The organism is uncultured Aliiroseovarius sp. (assembly GCF_947492455.1).
Classification (GTDB): domain Bacteria; phylum Pseudomonadota; class Alphaproteobacteria; order Rhodobacterales; family Rhodobacteraceae; genus Aliiroseovarius.
The window spans coordinates 471,611-489,725 of sequence record NZ_CANLNB010000002.1; the positions used below are offsets into that span (position 1 = coordinate 471,611).

Annotated in this window: 18 protein-coding genes; 14 read left to right on the forward strand and 4 right to left on the reverse strand. The window is 60.6% G+C overall.

All coding sequences use genetic code 11. The annotated features are described in order from the left end of the window. The first annotated feature begins 70 nt into the window (after positions 1 to 70). The 5 genes from tyrS (at position 71) to Q0677_RS05700 (ending at position 7,000) form a co-directional block, all read left to right on the forward strand. Complete coding sequence (tyrS, locus tag Q0677_RS05680) at positions 71 to 1,324, forward strand: tyrosine--tRNA ligase (protein ID WP_298907512.1); 1,254 nt, start codon at positions 71 to 73, stop codon at positions 1,322 to 1,324. 171 nt (positions 1,325 to 1,495) lie between these two features. Then, the gene (locus Q0677_RS05685) at positions 1,496 to 2,674 is read left to right on the forward strand and encodes an aminotransferase (RefSeq protein WP_298906933.1); all 1,179 of its coding nucleotides are present in this window, start codon (positions 1,496 to 1,498) and stop codon (positions 2,672 to 2,674) included. A gap of 81 nt (positions 2,675 to 2,755) precedes the next feature. After that, a complete protein-coding gene (locus Q0677_RS05690; RefSeq protein ID WP_298906935.1) occupies positions 2,756 to 4,597 on the forward strand; it encodes a peptidyl-prolyl cis-trans isomerase in 1,842 nt (613 codons plus the stop codon). A 21-nt stretch (positions 4,598 to 4,618) separates the two neighbouring features. Further along, a complete protein-coding gene (gene trpE, locus Q0677_RS05695; RefSeq protein WP_298906938.1) occupies positions 4,619 to 6,130 on the forward strand; it encodes an anthranilate synthase component I in 1,512 nt (503 codons plus the stop codon). 75 nt (positions 6,131 to 6,205) lie between these two features. Beyond that, the gene (locus Q0677_RS05700) at positions 6,206 to 7,000 is read left to right on the forward strand and encodes a pyrroline-5-carboxylate reductase dimerization domain-containing protein (protein ID WP_298906941.1); all 795 of its coding nucleotides are present in this window, start codon (positions 6,206 to 6,208) and stop codon (positions 6,998 to 7,000) included. On the opposite strand, the gene Q0677_RS05705 is transcribed toward Q0677_RS05700, so the two are convergent. The 3 genes from Q0677_RS05705 to Q0677_RS05715 form a co-directional block, all read right to left on the reverse strand. Further along, the gene (locus tag Q0677_RS05705; RefSeq protein ID WP_298906944.1) at positions 6,997 to 7,971 is read right to left on the reverse strand and encodes a DUF3179 domain-containing protein; all 975 of its coding nucleotides are present in this window, start codon (positions 7,969 to 7,971) and stop codon (positions 6,997 to 6,999) included. The two genes, Q0677_RS05700 and Q0677_RS05705, sit on opposite strands and share 4 nt — an antisense overlap. Before the next feature lie 94 nt (positions 7,972 to 8,065). After that, positions 8,066 to 8,707: a peptidylprolyl isomerase gene (locus Q0677_RS05710; RefSeq protein ID WP_298906946.1), complete on the reverse strand. Its 642-nt coding sequence runs from the start codon at positions 8,705 to 8,707 to the stop codon at positions 8,066 to 8,068. Then, positions 8,700 to 9,200, reverse strand: coding sequence for a peptidylprolyl isomerase (locus Q0677_RS05715; protein ID WP_298906947.1), 501 nt, complete (start codon positions 9,198 to 9,200; stop codon positions 8,700 to 8,702). Before Q0677_RS05715 ends, Q0677_RS05710 begins: the two co-directional genes overlap by 8 nt. Before the next feature lie 152 nt (positions 9,201 to 9,352). Here Q0677_RS05715 and Q0677_RS05720 point away from each other — a divergent pair, with 152 nt between their 5' ends. The 9 genes from Q0677_RS05720 to Q0677_RS05760 all read left to right on the forward strand — a co-directional run bounded on the left by Q0677_RS05720 (position 9,353) and on the right by Q0677_RS05760 (position 16,941). Next, complete coding sequence (locus Q0677_RS05720) at positions 9,353 to 10,540, forward strand: phosphoglycerate kinase (protein WP_298906949.1); 1,188 nt, start codon at positions 9,353 to 9,355, stop codon at positions 10,538 to 10,540. A 188-nt stretch (positions 10,541 to 10,728) separates the two neighbouring features. Further along, complete coding sequence (locus Q0677_RS05725) at positions 10,729 to 10,854, forward strand: hypothetical protein (RefSeq protein ID WP_298906952.1); 126 nt, start codon at positions 10,729 to 10,731, stop codon at positions 10,852 to 10,854. Next, positions 10,851 to 11,021, forward strand: a complete 171-nt coding sequence (hemP, locus tag Q0677_RS05730) for a hemin uptake protein HemP (RefSeq protein ID WP_298906955.1) — start codon at positions 10,851 to 10,853, stop codon at positions 11,019 to 11,021. Before Q0677_RS05725 ends, hemP begins: the two co-directional genes overlap by 4 nt. 242 nt (positions 11,022 to 11,263) lie before the next feature. Beyond that, on the forward strand, positions 11,264 to 12,139 hold the full coding sequence (locus Q0677_RS05735; protein WP_298906957.1) for a fructose bisphosphate aldolase: 876 nt from the start codon (positions 11,264 to 11,266) through the stop codon (positions 12,137 to 12,139). Between the two features lie 183 nt (positions 12,140 to 12,322). Then, a complete protein-coding gene (locus Q0677_RS05740; protein ID WP_133486550.1) occupies positions 12,323 to 12,625 on the forward strand; it encodes a septum formation initiator family protein in 303 nt (100 codons plus the stop codon). Positions 12,626 to 12,802: 177 nt separating this feature from the next. Continuing rightward, positions 12,803 to 13,804: a pyruvate dehydrogenase (acetyl-transferring) E1 component subunit alpha gene (pdhA, locus tag Q0677_RS05745; protein ID WP_298906963.1), complete on the forward strand. Its 1,002-nt coding sequence runs from the start codon at positions 12,803 to 12,805 to the stop codon at positions 13,802 to 13,804. 24 nt (positions 13,805 to 13,828) lie between these two features. Continuing rightward, on the forward strand, positions 13,829 to 15,193 hold the full coding sequence (locus Q0677_RS05750) for a pyruvate dehydrogenase complex E1 component subunit beta (protein WP_298906966.1): 1,365 nt from the start codon (positions 13,829 to 13,831) through the stop codon (positions 15,191 to 15,193). A gap of 12 nt (positions 15,194 to 15,205) precedes the next feature. Continuing rightward, complete coding sequence (locus Q0677_RS05755) at positions 15,206 to 16,510, forward strand: pyruvate dehydrogenase complex dihydrolipoamide acetyltransferase (RefSeq protein WP_298906969.1); 1,305 nt, start codon at positions 15,206 to 15,208, stop codon at positions 16,508 to 16,510. A 95-nt stretch (positions 16,511 to 16,605) separates the two neighbouring features. Beyond that, on the forward strand, positions 16,606 to 16,941 hold the full coding sequence (locus tag Q0677_RS05760) for a carboxymuconolactone decarboxylase family protein (protein WP_298906972.1): 336 nt from the start codon (positions 16,606 to 16,608) through the stop codon (positions 16,939 to 16,941). Positions 16,942 to 17,263: 322 nt separating this feature from the next. On the opposite strand, the gene cysE is transcribed toward Q0677_RS05760, so the two are convergent. Further along, entirely contained in the window at positions 17,264 to 18,067 is an 804-nt protein-coding gene (cysE, locus tag Q0677_RS05765) for a serine O-acetyltransferase (RefSeq protein ID WP_133486540.1), read from the reverse strand. Positions 18,068 to 18,115 lie beyond the last annotated feature (48 nt).

An 18,115-nucleotide genomic window follows, 5' to 3' on the forward strand; every position in this document is an offset into this window, starting at 1 on the left:
ACGCTCTTTCCCTTTTGGCGGCCCCCGTCTATACGGAAGCCCAACGAAAGATAGGATGGACCGAAATACGATGACCTACCACCCGAAATCCGACTTCATGCGTGTGATGATCGAGCGCGGCTTTCTGGCCGATTGCACCGATTATCAGGCGCTGGACGAAGCTTTGGTTGAAGGTGTCGTTCCGGCCTATATCGGTTTTGACGCCACCGCGAAATCGCTGCATGTGGGGTCGCTGATCCAGATCATGATGCTGCGCTGGCTGCAGAAAACCGGCCACCAGCCGATCACCCTGATGGGCGGCGGCACGACCAAGGTGGGCGACCCATCCTTCCGCGCAGACGAGCGTCCGCTGCTGACGCCCGATCAGATCGACGACAACATTGCCGGCATCAAAAAGGTGTTTGCGAGCTATATCGACTATGACAGCGACGGCCCGACCAAGGCGCTGATGCTGAACAACGCCGAGTGGCTGGACGATCTGAACTACCTCGATTTTCTGCGCGATATCGGGCGGCATTTCTCGGTCAACCGGATGCTGAGCTTTGAAAGCGTGAAATCGCGTTTGGATCGCGAACAGAGCCTCTCGTTCCTTGAGTTCAACTACATGATCCTGCAGGCTTATGACTTCCTCGAGCTGAACCGCCGCTATGGCTGTCTCTTGCAGATGGGCGGCTCGGACCAGTGGGGCAACATCGTGAACGGGATCGACCTGACCCGCCGGGTGCTGGACAGCCAGATTTTCGGCCTAACCTCGCCGCTGCTGACCACGTCGGACGGCAAGAAAATGGGCAAGTCCTTGAACGGCGCGATTTGGCTGAACGCCGACATGCTGTCGCCCTACGAATTCTGGCAGTTCTGGCGCAACACGACGGATGCCGATGTAGGCCGGTTCCTGAAGCTCTACACCGAGCTACCCATTGAAGAATGCGATCGTCTGGGCGCGCTGGAAGGTCAGGCGATCAACGATGCGAAGATCATCTTGGCCAACGAAGTGACCACGCTGGCGCATGGCGCCGAAGCGGCGGCGGCTGCCGAAGCCACCGCGCGCGAAGTGTTTGAAAAGGGCGGCACGGGTGACGACCTGCCAACCGTTGCGCTGTCTGCCGACGATCTGGGCGACGGGATCTCGATCATTCAGCTGTTCGTGAAGGCCGGTCTGGTGAAATCGGGCAAGGAAGCCAAACGCTTGATCGCTGAAAACGGTGCCAAGGTGAATGATGAAGCCCTAACGGACGTCCGGATGATTGGCGCAGATGAGTTGGCCCAGCCAATGAAGCTGTCGGCGGGCAAGAAGCGCCACGCGTTGGTGGTATTAGAGGGCTGATCCTGCCGAGTGTGTCGGTGGCTCACGTCGTGAGCCTGAGGGGCGCTGCCCCTCTGCGCTTTGCGCATTCACCCCGAGGTATTTTGGGCAAGAGGAAGGGCGTAGACATGCATTGTCGCGCCCCTTTGTCGTTGATAGGGTCCGTGTGAAACCTTTCGCATGAGGCCCCAGATGCTTTTGAACCCCAATCTTGCCAACACGTTTTCGCCCCCTGTCATGGAAGCGCGGCGCTGGTTGGAGGGCAAGAGTTTTGCGCCCGACCAGCCCTTGATCAATGTCAGCCAAGCCGCCCCCGTAGATCCGCCCCCTGAAGCCATGCGCGAGGCGATGGCGGATGCGGTGCTGCGCCTGCCCGAAATCCATCTGTATGGGCCGGTTCTGGGGCTGCCCGCGTTGCGCGATGAGCTGGCGTTCAACATCAACCGTCACTATGGCGCGGACGTGTCGTCGCAGAATGTGGCGATCACCTCGGGCTGCAATCAGGCCTTTGCGGCAGTGATTGCCACTTTGGCTGCGCCGGGGGATGAGGTCATTCTGCCAACCCCATGGTATTTCAATCATAAAATGTGGCTCGATATGGGGGGGATCACGGCGGTGCCGCTGGCGACTGGTGAAGATCTATTGCCGGATCCCGATAAGGCCGCCGCGCTGATCACACCGCGCACCCGCGCAATTGCGCTGGTGACACCCAATAACCCGACCGGGGTGGAGTACCCTTCCGATCTGATCGCAGCCTTCCGTGATCTTGCGCGCGCCCGGGGGATAGCCCTGATCATCGACGAGACCTATCGCGATTTTCACAGTCAAGACGGGTCGCCGCATGACCTTCTGGCCGATCCCGACTGGGCCGATACGGTCATTCAGCTGTATTCATTCTCGAAATCCTATCGCCTGACCGGGCACCGGGTTGGGTCGGTTCTGACCTCGCCTGCCCGTCTGCTAGAGATTGAGAAGTTTCTGGACACCGTCACCATCTGTCCCGCGCAACTAGGCCAGCACGCGGCGCTTTGGGGATTGCGCAATTTGGACGAATGGCTGGCGGGTGAACGGATCGAGATTCTGTCCCGCGCCCAAGCGATGCGCGACGGGTTCGCGCCCTTGGCGGAACGCGGGTGGAAATTGATGGGCTGCGGAGCGTATTTTGCCTATCTGCAGCACCCGTTCGACAAGCCCTCGGACCAGCTGGCGCAGGCTTTGGTCGACAAGGCCAGCCTGCTGGCCCTGCCCGGCACGATGTTCACGCCAGAAGGAGACAAAAGCGGTGCGCAGCAGTTGCGCGTGGCCTTTGCCAACATCGATGCGGCGGGCATTCAGACCGCTTTGTCCCGGCTGGCGGCATTTCAGCCCTAATCCCCTGCGCAGGGCGGCTTGGCAATCGGTCATGAACCGCCTACAAACCCCGTTAACAGTCTGATGAAAAGGAAAGCGTCCATGGCGACTGGCAAGGCTTCTCGTACCTTCGGTTGGATCCTGATGGGTCTGGTGATGGTGGGACTCGTAGGGTTCGGGTCCACGAATTTCGGAGGCTCAGGCCGGTCGATTGGCACGGTGGGCGACACCGAGATCGACGCGCGCCGCTATTCGCGCGAGCTTCAGTCCGAGCTGAACGCGTTCGAGGCGCAGACCGGTCAACGCCTGACCATGCAGCAGGCACAGGCCTTTGGTGTGGATCAGCAGGTACTGGCCCGCGTGATCGCCGCTGTCGCGCTGGAAGACGAGACCGCGCGTCTTGGAATTTCGGTGGGCGATGATCATCTGCGCGCACGCATCGTCGACATTCCCGCCTTTGCCGGTGTGGATGGGCAGTTCGACCGCGAAAGCTATCGCTTTGCGCTGGAGCAGTCGGGCCTGACCGCCGCTGGTTTTGAACAGTCCCTGCGTTCGGAAGTCAGCCGCCAGATCCTACAAGCTGCCGTGACCAATGGCATTGCCGCTGACGACACTTATGTCGACACGCTCTATGCGTTTGCGCGCGAGGCTCGGAACTTCACCTGGGCCGAGCTGCCCGTGTCCAAGCTGACGACCGACCTGCCCGAACCGACCGAGGCCGAGCTGACGGCATATTACGACGCGAACCCGACCGCCTTCACCCTGCCCGAGACCAAGAAGATCACCTATGCGTGGCTGGACCCGCAGTCGCTGGTTAGCGAGATCGAAGTGGATGAAGCACAGATCAAGGCGCTCTATGACGAGCGGTCCGACGAATACAACCAGCCCGAGCGCCGTCTGGTCGAACGTCTGGTCTTCGGCACCGAAGCTGAAGCGCAGGCTGCGGCTGACGCGATTGCCGCGGGCGACACCAGCTTTGAAGCCTTGGTTACCGCCCGTGATCTGACCCTGTCGGACATTGATCTGGGTGACCAAACCAAAGCCCAGCTGGGTGCCGCCGGGGATGCAGTCTTTGCTTTGACTGAGACCGGAATTGCTGGCCCTGCCCCCAGCGATCTTGGCCCGGCGCTGTATCGCGTGAACGCCATCCTTGTGGCCCAGAACACCCCGTTCGAGGACGTGCGCGATGACTTGAACGCTGAACTGGCCTCGGATGTGGCCCGCCGTCGGGTGGGCGACATGGTGGCGGAGCTGGATGATCTGATGGCCGGTGGCGCGACGCTGGAAGAGATCACCGAAAGCCACAACATGGTGCTGGAACAGATCGACTGGACGGCCGAAACCTCGGACGGCATTGCTGCTTATGAAGCCTTCCGCGAGGCCGCGAGCGCTGCCGTTGACGGCGATTTCCCGGAAATCACGCTGATGTCCGATGGCGGCGTCTTTGCCCTGCGCGTTGATGCGTTGGAGCCGTCGCGCGTGCAGGATCAGGCCGAAGTGACCGAGGCCGTGTTGGCGGGTTGGCAGGCAGAAAAGCGTCTGGCGCTTCTGGCCGAGGAAGCCCGCGCCATGATCCCGTCGCTGGAAGGTGGCGAAAGCCTTGCCTCGCTCGGGCTGACCGAAGTGGTTGAAGGAGGCCAAGAGCGCGACGCCTTTGTCGAAGGCACCCCGCCCGCCTTCCTGACCGAAGTCTTCGCGATGGACGCCGGTGACTGGCAGGTCGTGCCCTCGGCTGACGGTGTGATCCTTGTGCGTCTGGACGCGGTTGTACCCGTCGACCAAAACAGCGATGAAGCCACCGCGATCAAGGCCAATTTCGCAGCCCAAACCGCGCAGGAAATCGCCATCGACATCGAGAACGCCTTTGCGCGCGCCGTTCAAACCAAGGCGGGGATCGAACTGAACCGCCCGATGATCAACGCCGTGAACGCACAGTTCCAGTAACCTCGGACCAGGAAGACATACATGGCCCTTACGCCCTCGTTCAAAGAGTTCGAAGCCGGTTGGAATGCTGGCAAAAACCAAGTGGTCTATACGCGCTTGGCCGCGGATCTGGACACGCCGGTCAGCCTGATGCTGAAACTGACCGAGGCCCGCCGTGACAGCTTTATGCTGGAAAGTGTCACGGGTGGTGAAGTGCGCGGTCGATACTCGATCGTCGGCATGAAACCGGACCTGATCTGGGAATGCCGGGGCGAAACAAGCCGCGTAAACCGCATGGCGCGGTTTGATGCAGAGGCCTACGAGGACATGCCAGGCAATCCGTTGGACGCCTTCCGCGCCGTTCTGGCCGAAAGCGCGATTGATCTGCCGGATGATCTGCCGCAGGCCTCGGCCGGGCTGTTTGGCTATCTGGGCTATGACATGATCCGTCTGGTCGAGCATCTGCCCGACGTGAACCCCGACCCGCTTGGCGTGCCGGATGCGGTGATGATGCGCCCGTCGGTCGTGGCGGTTCTGGACGGCGTGAAGGGCGACGTGACGCTTGTTTCACCCGCCTTCGTGAGTTCGGGCCTGACGGCCAAGGCTGCTTATGCGCAGGCTGCCGAGCGTGTGATGGACGCGCTGCGTGATCTGGATCGCGGCACGGCGGGCGAGACACGCGATCTGGGCGAAGCGCAAGAGCTTGGTCCGCTGGTGTCCAACTTCGCCAAGCCCGACTATCTGGCGGCGGTCGAAAAGGCCAAGGAATACATCCGCGCAGGTGACATCTTTCAGGTCGTGCCCAGCCAACGCTGGACGCAAAACTTCCCGCTGCCGCCCTTTGCGCTTTATCGCAGCCTGCGGCGCACTAACCCCTCGCCCTTCATGTTCTATTTCAACTTCGGCGGCTTTCAGGTCGTGGGCGCGTCCCCGGAAATTCTGGTGCGCGTATTTGATGGCGAGGTCACCATCCGCCCCATCGCAGGCACCCGTCCGCGCGGCAAGACGCCCGAGGAAGACAAAGCGCTGGAGGCCGATCTGCTGGCCGACCAGAAAGAGCTGGCCGAGCATCTGATGCTGTTGGATCTGGGGCGCAACGACACGGGAAAAGTGTCCAAGATTGGCACCGTGCGCCCGACCGAAGAGTTCATCATCGAGCGCTACAGCCACGTGATGCATATCGTATCAAACGTGGTGGGCGAGCTGGCCGATGATCAGGACGCGCTGTCGGCGTTTATGGCGGGGATGCCCGCGGGCACCGTGTCCGGCGCGCCAAAGGTCCGCGCAATGGAGATCATCGACGAGTTGGAACCCGAGAAGCGTGGCGTCTATGGCGGCGGCTTGGGCTATTTCAGCGCGGGTGGCGATATGGACATGTGTATCGCCCTGCGCACCGCTGTCGTGAAGGACGAGAAGCTGTATATTCAAGCCGGTGGCGGGGTTGTCTATGACAGCGATGCCGAGGCCGAATATGAAGAGACGGTGAACAAGTCGAAAGCCATCCGGCGCGCGGCCGAGGATGCGGCCAAGTTTACCCGGCGCGGCAACCGCTAAGGGGTTAGGGGCGTTGCCCCTCTGCGCTTCGCGCATTCACCCCAAGGTATTTCTGGCAAGAGGATGGGGGCGGCGATGCTTGGCGATTTGGTTTTAGGAGTGATCGGAGGCAGCGGGCAATTGGGCTGCGCGATCATTCGCGGGCTGGTGCAGGCCAATGCGCTTCCTGCTGAACAGATCCTTGTGGCGAACCGAAGTGGTGTTCGGGGGGATCTGCCGGACGGGGTGCGGTTGGTTTCGGGCATTGACGAGATGGTCGCGGCTTGCGACGTCATTCTTCTGTCTGTCCCACCTGCCAATGCGACAGCGCTGCGCCTTCAGGCCAAGGGTAAATTGGTTCTGTCCGTCATGGCCGGGGTGAGTTTGGCCCAGATGGCCGAGATCGCGGGCCATGACCGGGTGATCCGGGCCATGTCGAGCCCGGCTGCGGCTGGGCGGTTGGCCTATTCCCCTTACGTGTTGGGTGCAGGTGCGCAGGGCGATGGTACGGTGGCCGAAAGTCTGTTCGGTGCGATTGGGCAGACGGATGCTCTGACGGATGAGGCGCAACTGGATGTATTCACTGCGATTGCAGGCCCAGTGCCCGGGTTCGTCGCGCTGTTTGCGGATGCTATGATCGGGTTCGCGCGTGATCAGGGCGTAAACGCAGATGTGGCCGAGCGCGCCGTGCGGCAGCTTTTCTTGGCGGCGGGGCAAGAGATAGGAGCCGGTGGCCCCTCTCCTGCCCAGCAGGTTCAATGGATGATCGACTATGCCGGGACCACGGCAGCGGGGCTTGAGGCGATGAAAGCTGCCGGGATCGAGCGTGTAGTCCGTGATGGGCTGGAGGCGGCGGTCGAGAAATCGCGACGCATCGCGAACGACATCTAGCCCCCTAGCATCCACTCCCCGTCTGGCCAGAAGGCATGGAACGCAAAGGCGAAGAGCACATCATGCGGGACGTCCCTTCCCTGCGCATCCCGCACGCGGATCGTGCCCACGTCGCGCCCTTTTGAGATCTGCGCCGTGTCCAAGGCCGAGGCCTGTCCTGCAGTCCAACTGATGGTCACGCCCGCCTCGGTGATCTCGCCTTCTTTCGACAGGCGCGCGACGGGCCAAGCGCGGTCGCCGACGCGGACGACGCGGGCCAGTGCGGGGACGCCATGGGGAGGTTGTTCACCGGTGAAGAAACCATAAGGCCGGTTGCGGCTGTCATATCCCGCATAGGGGTTGCGGCCATAGGAGCGGTTGGCGCGAGGTTGGTCCATGACAAGCCCGTCAGGGTTGCGCCGGACGAACTCGGCCCAGCTTTCCATCCAGGCAGGCAATTGCTTCAGCTGGGTGCCGGTGTGTTTGCCAACGATCCCCTCCCCCAGTGCCTGTTGCCACCAGCTTTCCGTCTGGTGGTCATACATCACCATGTCCGAGGCACGCAGCTTGCCCGTCACGCCGAATGTCAACTCCTGCCCGCCGACGCGGCGGTCGAAGACCATGCCAGAATTGCAGAGTGGGCAAAAGGTCACAGCAACGGGCACACCGCCGACAGTGTCATTCACGATTTCATGCCATGTCAGATAGCGCAGCGGATAGGCGCGCGGGGTCGCGCCTTGGATCTCGACCGTCAGGACAGGTTCGCGGGGGCCGATGCGGGTTTCATCGCTGGCATTGCGAAAGGCTGGGTCAGAGAGCGCTGGGATGCCGTCGCGACCGGGACCGCCCGACAGGATTTCGTTCCAGCCGCCAATATTGGATTGTGTGAAATCGGTTTTCGGAAACTCGCGTTCCCACTGGATCGGATTGGCGCGCAGATCCTGCGCCCAAAGCCCAACGGTGATCGCAAGCATGGTCATCAGAATACGCATAAGGCCGCTCCTTTTCTCGGACAGACCCAGCCTGACAGAGAAAGAAGCGGCCCCATAGCCCCCCTCACGAGGGTTTGAGCATTCGTGCGCGAAGTTATTCGACCACGCGCATCGAGGTCATGACGTCGGGCTTACCCAGCACGGACCCGTTCGGGCCTTCGCCGCGCTTGATCGCCTGCACCACGTCAAAGCCGCCGGTCACATTGCCCACCACAGTGTATTTCCCGTTCAGGAAATCGCCAGGGGCGAACATGATGAAGAACTGGCTGTTGGCCGAGTTCGGGCTTTGCGAGCGGGCCATGCCCACGGTGCCAGCCAGATAAGGCTCGTCCGTGAATTCGGCCTTCAGGTCCGGGTAGGACGATCCGCCCATGCCTGCGCGGCCTCCATTGCCGTCGGCCTTGCCAAACTCAACATCACCAGTCTGTGCCATGAAGCCATCGATGACACGGTGGAAGACCACGTTGTCATAGGTGCCTTCATTGGCCAGAGTGATGATCCGCTCGACATGTTCAGGGGCCAGATCGGGGCGCAAGGTGATCTCGATCACGCCATTGGCTTCGCCGGCGACGGTGATCTCGACCTTGGGGAAGTCACTTTGCGCGATTGCGGCGTTCGGCTCAAAGTTTTGCGGCCATAAAGTATAGACCGCATAGCCGACCACAAGCGCCACGCCTGCCAGAAACGCGGCCCAGAAGGTGCGACGCTCGCGCGAAGTATAGCTGTCGTCAGACATCTGCAGCGACCTTGACCGAAACCATCATGTCCGGGCTTGCAGGCGGCTCGCCACGGGTGATGGCGTCGACATGCTCCATGCCCGAGGTCACGCGGCCATAAACCGTGTACTGACCATTCAGGAAGTGGTTGTCTTTGAAGTTGATGAAGAACTGGCTGTTGGCCGAGTTCGGGTTCTGCGAACGGGCAGCGCCCAGCGTGCCACGGTCGTGCGGCAGTTTCGAGAACTCAGCCGGCAGATCCGGCAGGTCCGACCCACCGGTGCCTGCGTAGCGCAGCATGGTCGCGTCTTTGCCGTTCTTTACGTCGCCGGTCTGGGCCATGAAGCCGTCGATCACGCGGTGGAAGACTACGCCGTCATATTCGCCCGCGCGGGCCAGTTCTTTCATGCGCTCGGTGTGCTTGGGGGCCACGTCGGGCAGCAGTTCGATCACCACGGTGCCGTCTTTCAGCTCCATCAGGATGGTGTTTTCGGGATCTTTATATTCGGCCATCGGGGCCTCCTTCTAAGATTATGTGTTTCGTTGGCGCCAAACTAAGCACGCGGGCGAAAAGATGGAAGGGCAGACGGGCTTCTTTTCGCCACGCCTGTTGACCCGCGCGTGCTTTTGGTGTGCAACACGCCCGACACCTAATGGAGGGACCGATGGCCTGGAAAACACTCGACGAGATGGACCTGAACGGCAAAACCGTTCTGACCCGTGTAGACATCAACGTGCCGGTGAAAGATGGCGTGGTGACCGACGACACCCGCATCCAGCGCATCCTGCCTACCATCCGCGATATTCTGGCCGCTGGCGGCAAGCCGGTTCTACTGGCCCACTTTGGCCGCCCCAAAGGCGAACGCGTGGCGGATATGAGCCTGTCTGTCGTGCGCCCTGCCCTTGAAGCCGCCCTTGGAAGCCCGGTGAAGTTTGCCGAGGACTGTATTGGCGGGCCTGCCAAACAAGCCGTTGCCGCACTTGAGGCGGGCGAGGTTCTGCTGCTGGAAAACACCCGCTATCACGCGGCGGAAACCAAGAATGACCCCGCCTTTGCCGCCGCTCTGGCCGCTTTGGGCGATATCTATTGCAATGACGCGTTTTCGGCCGCCCACCGCGCCCACGGCTCGACCGAGGGCGTTGCCCGCCTTCTGCCCTCTTGCGCCGGTCGCCTGATGCAGGCCGAACTGTCGGCGCTTGAGGCCGCTCTGGGCGAGCCGGTACGTCCGGTGGTTGCCGTGGTTGGCGGCGCCAAGGTCTCGACCAAGCTGGATCTGTTGGGCAATCTGGTTGCGAAGGTGGATCATCTGGTGATCGGTGGCGGCATGGCCAACACCTTCCTTGCGGCACAAGGCATCGATGTGGGAAAATCTCTGGCCGAGCATGACATGACCGACACGGCGCTAGAGATCCTGAGCAAAGCGCAAGAAGCTGGCTGCGAGATTATTCTGCCATCGGATGTTGTCGTCGCCCGCGAATTCGCCGCCAACGCCGCCAATGAAACCGTCGCCGCCGACGCCTGCCCATCGGATGCGATGATCCTGGACGCAGGCCCCGCAGCGGTTGCCAAGATCTCGGACGTCTTCGAACACGCCAACACGCTGATCTGGAACGGCCCCCTTGGCGCGTTCGAGATCGAGCCGTTTGACGCCGCCACCAACGCAGCCGCCCTGAAAGCGGCTGAGCTATCAGAAGCGGGCAACCTGACCTCGGTCGCGGGTGGCGGGGACACTGTGGCCGCGTTGAACAAGGCGGGTGCTGCCGAACGCTTCACCTATATCTCAACCGCTGGTGGTGCGTTTTTGGAATGGATGGAAGGCAAGACCCTGCCCGGCGTCGCCGCTTTGGGCTAAGCCAATCCCCGAAAATATCATTCTTTCAATGCCCTACGCAGAAATGCGCGGGGCGTTTTTTGTTGCGTATTTCCCGCTTGACTAATACCTGACTATTTTTATAAGTATTATTTATCAGCCAGTCGCACCCACTGCGATCAGCCGGAGGCCTGAGGGGCACCAGCCCCATATCATCAGGAGCGCGACATATGACTGACTTTCACCGCGGGCAGCTAACCGCCCGCACCGACATTCCGAACCCCATCCCCTTTGTCCACGGTTTGAAAGCTCTGGCCGCGTGGATCGACGCCATCCTTGAAGGAGACCGCACATGACCGCCCCCATCACCAGCGCCGCATTTGAAACCGCCTTGCGGACCGCTCCGCCCGAACATGATGCGTTGGATCTGACGCAAAGCGGCAAGACTGCCCGCATCGTGCTGAACGACATGATTTATACGCTGACCATCACCCGCGCCGGAAAGCTGATCCTGACCAAGTAACCCGCGTAATCGCGAACGCACCGGCGCGTGTCGGCCAGAGTTCCCCTGCGCCGTCCAAGTTCCCTTCGCGCCCGTTGCCGAGGGGCAAGGCCCATATCCGTTTCATCCAACCTTGCCCCTCACCCCTTGCTACGTGCATTTGTTAGCGCCAGCAGAATTGCATGCCCGCGCGCCCTCGCCTATGAACGGGGTAATTCAGACCTTTATTCACACGTGGGATCGACATGCCGAACCAAGCACAAATGGACAAGATCAAAGCCGGTCAGGGCTTCATCGCAGCACTGGACCAGTCGGGCGGATCGACCCCGAAAGCTTTGCGCCTTTATGGCATCGAAGAAGATGCATACTCGGGCGATGCCGAGATGTATGACCTGATCCACGCCATGCGCTCGCGTATTGCGCAGGCGCCCGCCTTTACCGGAGAGAAAGTGATCGGCGCGATTCTGTTCGAGATGACCATGGACCGTCAGATCGACGGCAAGCCGACCGCCACCTATATGTGGGACGAGCGCGGCGTGGTGCCTTTCCTGAAAGTGGACAAGGGCCTTGCCGATGAAGAGAACGGCGTACAAGTAATGAAGCCGATGCCGGAACTGGACGCTCTGTGCGAACGCGCTGTGAAAGCAGGCGTATTCGGCACCAAAATGCGCTCGGTCATCAATGCGGCCAACACGGACGGCATCAAAGCCGTCGTCGCCCAGCAGTTTGAAGTCGGCAAGCAGATCATCGGTCACGGGTTGGTGCCGATCATCGAGCCCGAGGTCACGATCTCGATCGCAGATAAGGCAGCGGCGGAAGACATCCTGCTGGCCGAGCTGACCGCCCAGCTGGACGCACTGTCGGATGACCAGACCGTCATGCTGAAACTGACCCTGCCGGAAACCGCCAACCACTATAAATCGCTGGTGAACCACCCGCGCGTGGCGTCGGTTGTGGCCCTGTCGGGTGGCTATTCACGCGAAGAAGCCAACACGCGCCTGTCGCAGAACACTGGCATGATCGCCAGCTTCTCGCGTGCGTTGACCGAAGGCCTGTCGGCGGGCCAATCGGATGACGAATTCAACGGCACCATCGCGGATACCATCGACAGCATCTATCAGGCCTCCATCGCCGGATAAGCCCCTGCTTTGATTGCATTTTGAAACGGCTCGCAGCTTTGCGGGCCGTTTTTCTTTGACGCCCGAAAAAACTTTCCAACCGATTCGTTTTTGGGATTCACAAGCCGAATCACCTATGGCATAGTCTTCTTGCACCGCCCGAAAAGAGGTGGGCAAGAGGCAGTACATACAGGCAGGAGACCTATGGGCGCACCTCGCGCACAGACTGGAATTGGTGGAGTAATCTACTTTGTCGGGGCCGTTGGCCTTGGCCTTTACTTCACGTTTGCCAGTGTGCAGGGCGACTATGGATTGTTCCGGCGCGTACAGATCGAGGCCGAGACGCAAGCGCTTTTGAAAGAGCGTGATGCGCTCTCGGCTCAGATCGCTGATCTTCGCAATCGCACCAAACGCCTGTCCGACGACTATCTGGATCTGGATCTTCTGGACGAACAAGCCCGCAATGTGCTGGGTGTTGTGCGCGCGGACGAGGTCGTTCTGCGCTAAACAGCGCGCGATTTTCCCTTTGTAATCTTATAGAAGCGCAAGCCTTGCGTCTGGCGCAACCCTGCCCCGCGCAAGGTTCTGCAAGTTTTTGTCGACCGGTGAGGATGAAGTCTGTATAAGATAGTTTAACACTAAACTATTACTCTAAGCCAGATGACGCCAGGAGGAGGACGCCGCATGGCAGCTCGGAAAAGCGCTCCGAAAAAGACCGCAAAATCAAACACATCTAAAGAAGAGCTTCTCGAATACTATCGCGAGATGCTTCTGATCCGTCGATTCGAAGAAAAGTCGGGCCAGCTGTATGGGATGGGCCTGATCGGTGGCTTCTGCCACTTGTACATCGGTCAGGAGGCCGTTGTTGTCGGCCTGGAAGCCGCCGCGAAAGAAGGCGACAAGCGCCTGACATCCTATCGCGACCACGGCCACATGCTGGCCTGCGGCATGGACCCGAAAGGCGTCATGGCCGAGCTGACCGGCCGCGAAGGCGGCTATTCGCGCGGCAAAGGCGGCTCGATGCACATGTTCTCGAAAGAGAAGCACTTTTACGGCGGCCACGGCATCGTTGGCGCACAGGTGCCGATTGGCACCGGTCTGGCTTTCGCAGATAAGTATCTGGACAATGGCGGCGTAACCTTTGCCTATTTCGGTGACGGTGCGGCCAACCAAGGTCAGGTCTATGAAAGCTTCAACATGGCCTCGCTGTGGCAGCTTCCGGTGATCTATGTGATCGAAAACAACCACTACGCCATGGGCACCTCGCTGCAGCGGGCAAGCTCCACCCCCGACATCTATACCCGCGGCGAAGCTTTCGGCATCCCCGGCGAAGCGGTGGACGGCATGGACGTCATGGCCGTGAAGGAAGCCGGCGAGCGCGCGACCGCGCACTGCCGCTCGGGCAAAGGCCCTTACATTCTGGAAATGAAAACCTATCGCTACCGCGGCCACTCGATGTCGGACCCGGCCAAGTACCGCACCCGCGAAGAGGTTCAGAAAGTCCGCGAAGAACGCGACGCCATCGAACATGTGCGCGAGCTTCTGCTGCAGGGTAAACATGCGTCCGAGGATGACCTGAAGGCCATCGATAAAGAGATCAAGGCCGTCGTGAATGACGCCGCCGAATTCTCGAAAACCAGCCCCGAGCCCGCGCTCGAGGAGCTGTGGACCGATATTTACGCCTAAGCCTAGGACAGAGGAGAACACGATATGGCTACTGAAGTATTGATGCCCGCCCTGTCCCCCACGATGGAGGAAGGCACGCTGGCAAAATGGCTGGTCAAAGAAGGTGACGAAGTCGCATCGGGCGACATCCTTGCCGAGATCGAAACCGACAAAGCGACGATGGAATTCGAAGCTGTTGATGAAGGCATCATCGGCAAGATCCTGATCGCAGAAGGCACTGAAGGCGTGAAGGTGAACACCCCCATCGCCGTTCTGATCGAAGAAGGCGAAAGCGCAGACGACGTCGCGTCGGCCCCTGCCCCGGCAGCGGAAGCCCCTGCTGCTGCTGCGCCGGCAGCCGCCCCGGTTGCTGCGCAACCGATCACCTCGGAAGACCTGTCCGACCCGGAAATCCCGGAAGGCACCGAAATGCGCTCGACCACGGTGCGCGAAGCCTTGCGCGACGCGATGGCGGAAGAGATGCGCGCCGACGACACCGTCTTCCTGATGGGGGAAGAGGTCGCGGAATACCAAGGTGCCTATAAGGTCAGCCAAGGTCTGCTGGACGAATTCGGCGCCAAGCGCGTGATCGACACCCCGATCACCGAGCACGGCTTTGCCGGTCTGGCAACGGGTGCGGCGTTTGGCGGTCTGAAACCGATTGTCGAGTTCATGACCTTCAACTTCGCCATGCAGGCGATCGACCACATCATCAACACCGCCGCCAAGACCCGCTATATGTCGGGCGGTCAGATGTCCTGCCCGATCGTCTTCCGTGGCCCGAACGGTGCCGCTGCCCGCGTGGGTGCGCAGCACTCGCAGGATTACGCCGCGTGGTACGCGCAGATCCCCGGTCTTTATGTGGCGATGCCGTATTCGGCAACGGATGCAAAAGGCCTGATGAAAACCGCGATCCGCGAGCAGAACCCCGTTGTGTTCCTGGAAAACGAGCTGCTCTACGGTCAAAGCTTCGACGTGCCGGTGATGGACGACTACGCCATCCCGTTCGGCAAGGCGCGCATCTGGCGTGAAGGCTCGGATGTGACCATCGTCAGCTTCGGCATCGGCATGAAATACGCGCTGGAAGCGGCTGATAAGCTGGCGGAAGAGGGTATCTCGGCCGAAGTGATCGACCTGCGCACCCTGCGCCCGATTGATTACGACACGGTGATCCGCTCGGTCCAGAAAACCAACCGCTGCATCACGGTGGAAGAAGGCTGGCCGGTCGCATCGATTGGCAACCACATCACCGCGCAGATCATGGAACGCGCGTTCGATTACCTGGACGCGCCGGTGATCAACCTGACGGGCAAGGATGTTCCGATGCCCTACGCAGCCAACCTTGAAAAGCTGGCACTTGTGACCACCGCCGAGGTGGTCGAAGCCGCCAAAGCCGTGACCTATCGTTAAGGAGACCGAGACATGGCAACCGAAATTCTGATGCCCGCCCTGTCCCCCACGATGGAGGAAGGCACGCTGGCAAAATGGCTGGTCAAAGAAGGTGACGAGGTCGCGTCGGGTGACCTGCTTGCTGAAATCGAAACCGACAAGGCGACGATGGAATTCGAAGCCGTTGATGAAGGTATCATCGGCAAGATCCTTGTGGCCGAAGGCACCGAAGCGGTGAAAGTGAACACTGCCATTGCTGTGCTTTTGGAAGAAGGTGAAAGCGCGGACGACATCGCCGCAAGCGCACCCGCAGCGCCTGCTGCTGCCGAGGCTGAGGCCGCCCCTGCGGCGGTGGAAGCGTCGGCACCCGCTGCTGCCGCGCCCGCAGCCCCTGCCCCGCAGGCTGCTGATGGCACACGCATTTTCGCGTCCCCATTGGCCCGTCGCATCGCAGCTGACAAGGGTTTGGACCTGACGCAGATCACTGGCTCGGGCCCGAAAGGTCGGATCGTGAAAGCGGATGTGGAAAATGCGACTGCGGCTCCGAAAGCGGCGCCTGCCGCTGCTGCGGCTCCGGCGGCTGCACCTGCTGCTGCGGCGCCCACCGGCCCCTCGGCCGATATGGTGGCTGCCATGTATCAGGACCGCGAGTACGAGGAAATCAGCCTCGACGGGATGCGCAAGACCATTGCCGCCCGCCTGTCGGAAGCCAAGCAGACCATCCCACATTTCTATCTGCGTCGCGACATCAAGCTGGATGCGCTGCTGGCCTTCCGTAGCCAGTTGAACAAACAGCTGGAAGCGCGCGGTGTGAAACTGTCGGTCAACGACTTCATCATCAAAGCGGTCGCCAACGCGCTCCAGGCCGTGCCGGAAGCCAACGCCGTTTGGGCAGGCGACCGTGTGCTGCAGATGAAGGCCTCGGACGTGGCAGTTGCCGTTGCGATCGAAGGCGGTCTGTTCACGCCGGTCCTGCAAGATGCGGATCAGAAGTCGCTGTCCAGCCTTTCGACCCAGATGAAAGATCTGGCGTCGCGCGCCCGTGAGCGCAAGCTGGCCCCGACCGAGTATCAGGGCGGCAGCTTCGCAATCTCGAACCTGGGTATGTTTGGCATCGATAATTTCGACGCCATCGTGAACCCGCCGCATGCGGGCATTCTGGCCGTCGGCGCGGGCGTGAAGAAACCCATTGTGGGCGCAGATGGTGAACTGACCGTCGCGACGGTGATGAGCGTCACCATGTCGGTCGATCACCGCGTGATTGACGGGGCCGTTGGGGCGAACCTGCTGCAAGCCATCGTCGACAATCTGGAAAACCCGATGTCGATGCTGGCATAAGCATTCGCAATCGCGAATTTATTGACATGGCTCAAGGCGGGACAGCTCGCCTTGGGCCATTTGCTTTTCCGAACAGTCAATTTCGGAGAGACTTCATGGACTTCAAAGCCCTGCTGGACGACACCACCAAGAACACAAAATCCTTTGCAGCCGCGCACGCAGACGGTGCCAATGGCTTCCGCACCATGCACAAGGCCGCGTTGGTAGACGGTGCGCTGTCGGTCAAAGACAAAGAGCTGCAGTGCATTGCCATCGGCATCGCCAAACAGTGCAACGACTGCATCGGCTTCCACGTCCGTGCGGCCATCAAAGCAGGTGTGACCCGCGAAGAAATGGCCGAGACCGTGGCTGTTGCGATCCTGATGGGCGGTGGCCCCGGCTATATGTATGGCGCACGCGCCATGGAAGCCTTCGACCAGCTGTCGGCCTAATCCCCCAGACACACAAAAGGGCGGCGCAGATGCGTCGCCCTTTTTGTCTTTTGACCGTCTGTGCGGTCTTTCTTTTCTGCCTCTGAGTGCTGTGCTGATTGGACCCGTGGTTCAGGTCGTCTTCACAACGATTAACCGGCCACTGCTACCAAAAACACTGCAGAAAACGCCACCACGGTGGCAAGCCAGATTTGCTTCATCTTCGGGGTCTCCCAGGTTATCACTGGGCTTCTTTAGATGAAACTTCTGAAGCTTTACATTGATTTAGCGCAAATTTGCGGAAATCCGCCGATCGCCTGCACGGCAACCGGCGCAGATCTACTTATTGGATAAGTGTCTGGTCCATTTCGACCGACGGGCAGTCACATCCAGCCTCGCCCACGATCTTGGCGGGCACGCCTGCCACGGTGACGTTGCAGGGAATTTCTTCCAACACGACCGAGCCCGCCGCGATGCGCGAGCAATCCCCGACCTTGATGTTGCCCAGAACCTTGGCGCCGGCCCCGATCAGCACGCCGTCGCCGATTTTGGGGTGGCGATCCTCGTCTTCCTTGCCGGTCCCGCCCAGCGTGACCGAGTGCAGCATCGAGACATTGTCGCCCACCACAGCGGTTTCACCGATCACGATGGAGTGCGCGTGGTCGATCATGATGCCACGGCCAATCCGCGCGCCGGGGTGGATGTCGATGCCATAGACCTCGGAGCAGCGCATCTGGATGAAATAGGACAGATCCTTGCGCCCTTCCTTCCACAGGTAATGCGCCAGACGATAGGCCTGCATCGCCTGGAAGCCCTTGAAGTACAGGACCGGCTGCAACATGCGGTGGCAGGCCGGGTCGCGATCCAGAACGGCCGTGATGTCGGCGCGCGCCGCCTCGGCCAGTTCGGCGCAGCTGTCATAGGCTTCGTCCGCAATTTCACGCAGCAGCACCATGCTCATCTCGTTCGAGCTAAGCTTGGCGGCAAAGCGATAGGACAGCGCCTTTTCCAGCGTTTTGTGATGCAGCACACAGGCACCAATCAGACCGCCCAGAAGCGGTTCTTCGGCGATAGCTTGCTTGGCTTCGTCGGTGATCCGATCCCAAACCGGATCAATCCGGGTAAGGATTGCGCGTTTCTCGGCCATGATGTCTCCTGCGTTGCACGCTTAGGATACACCAGATAGGCTTGAATT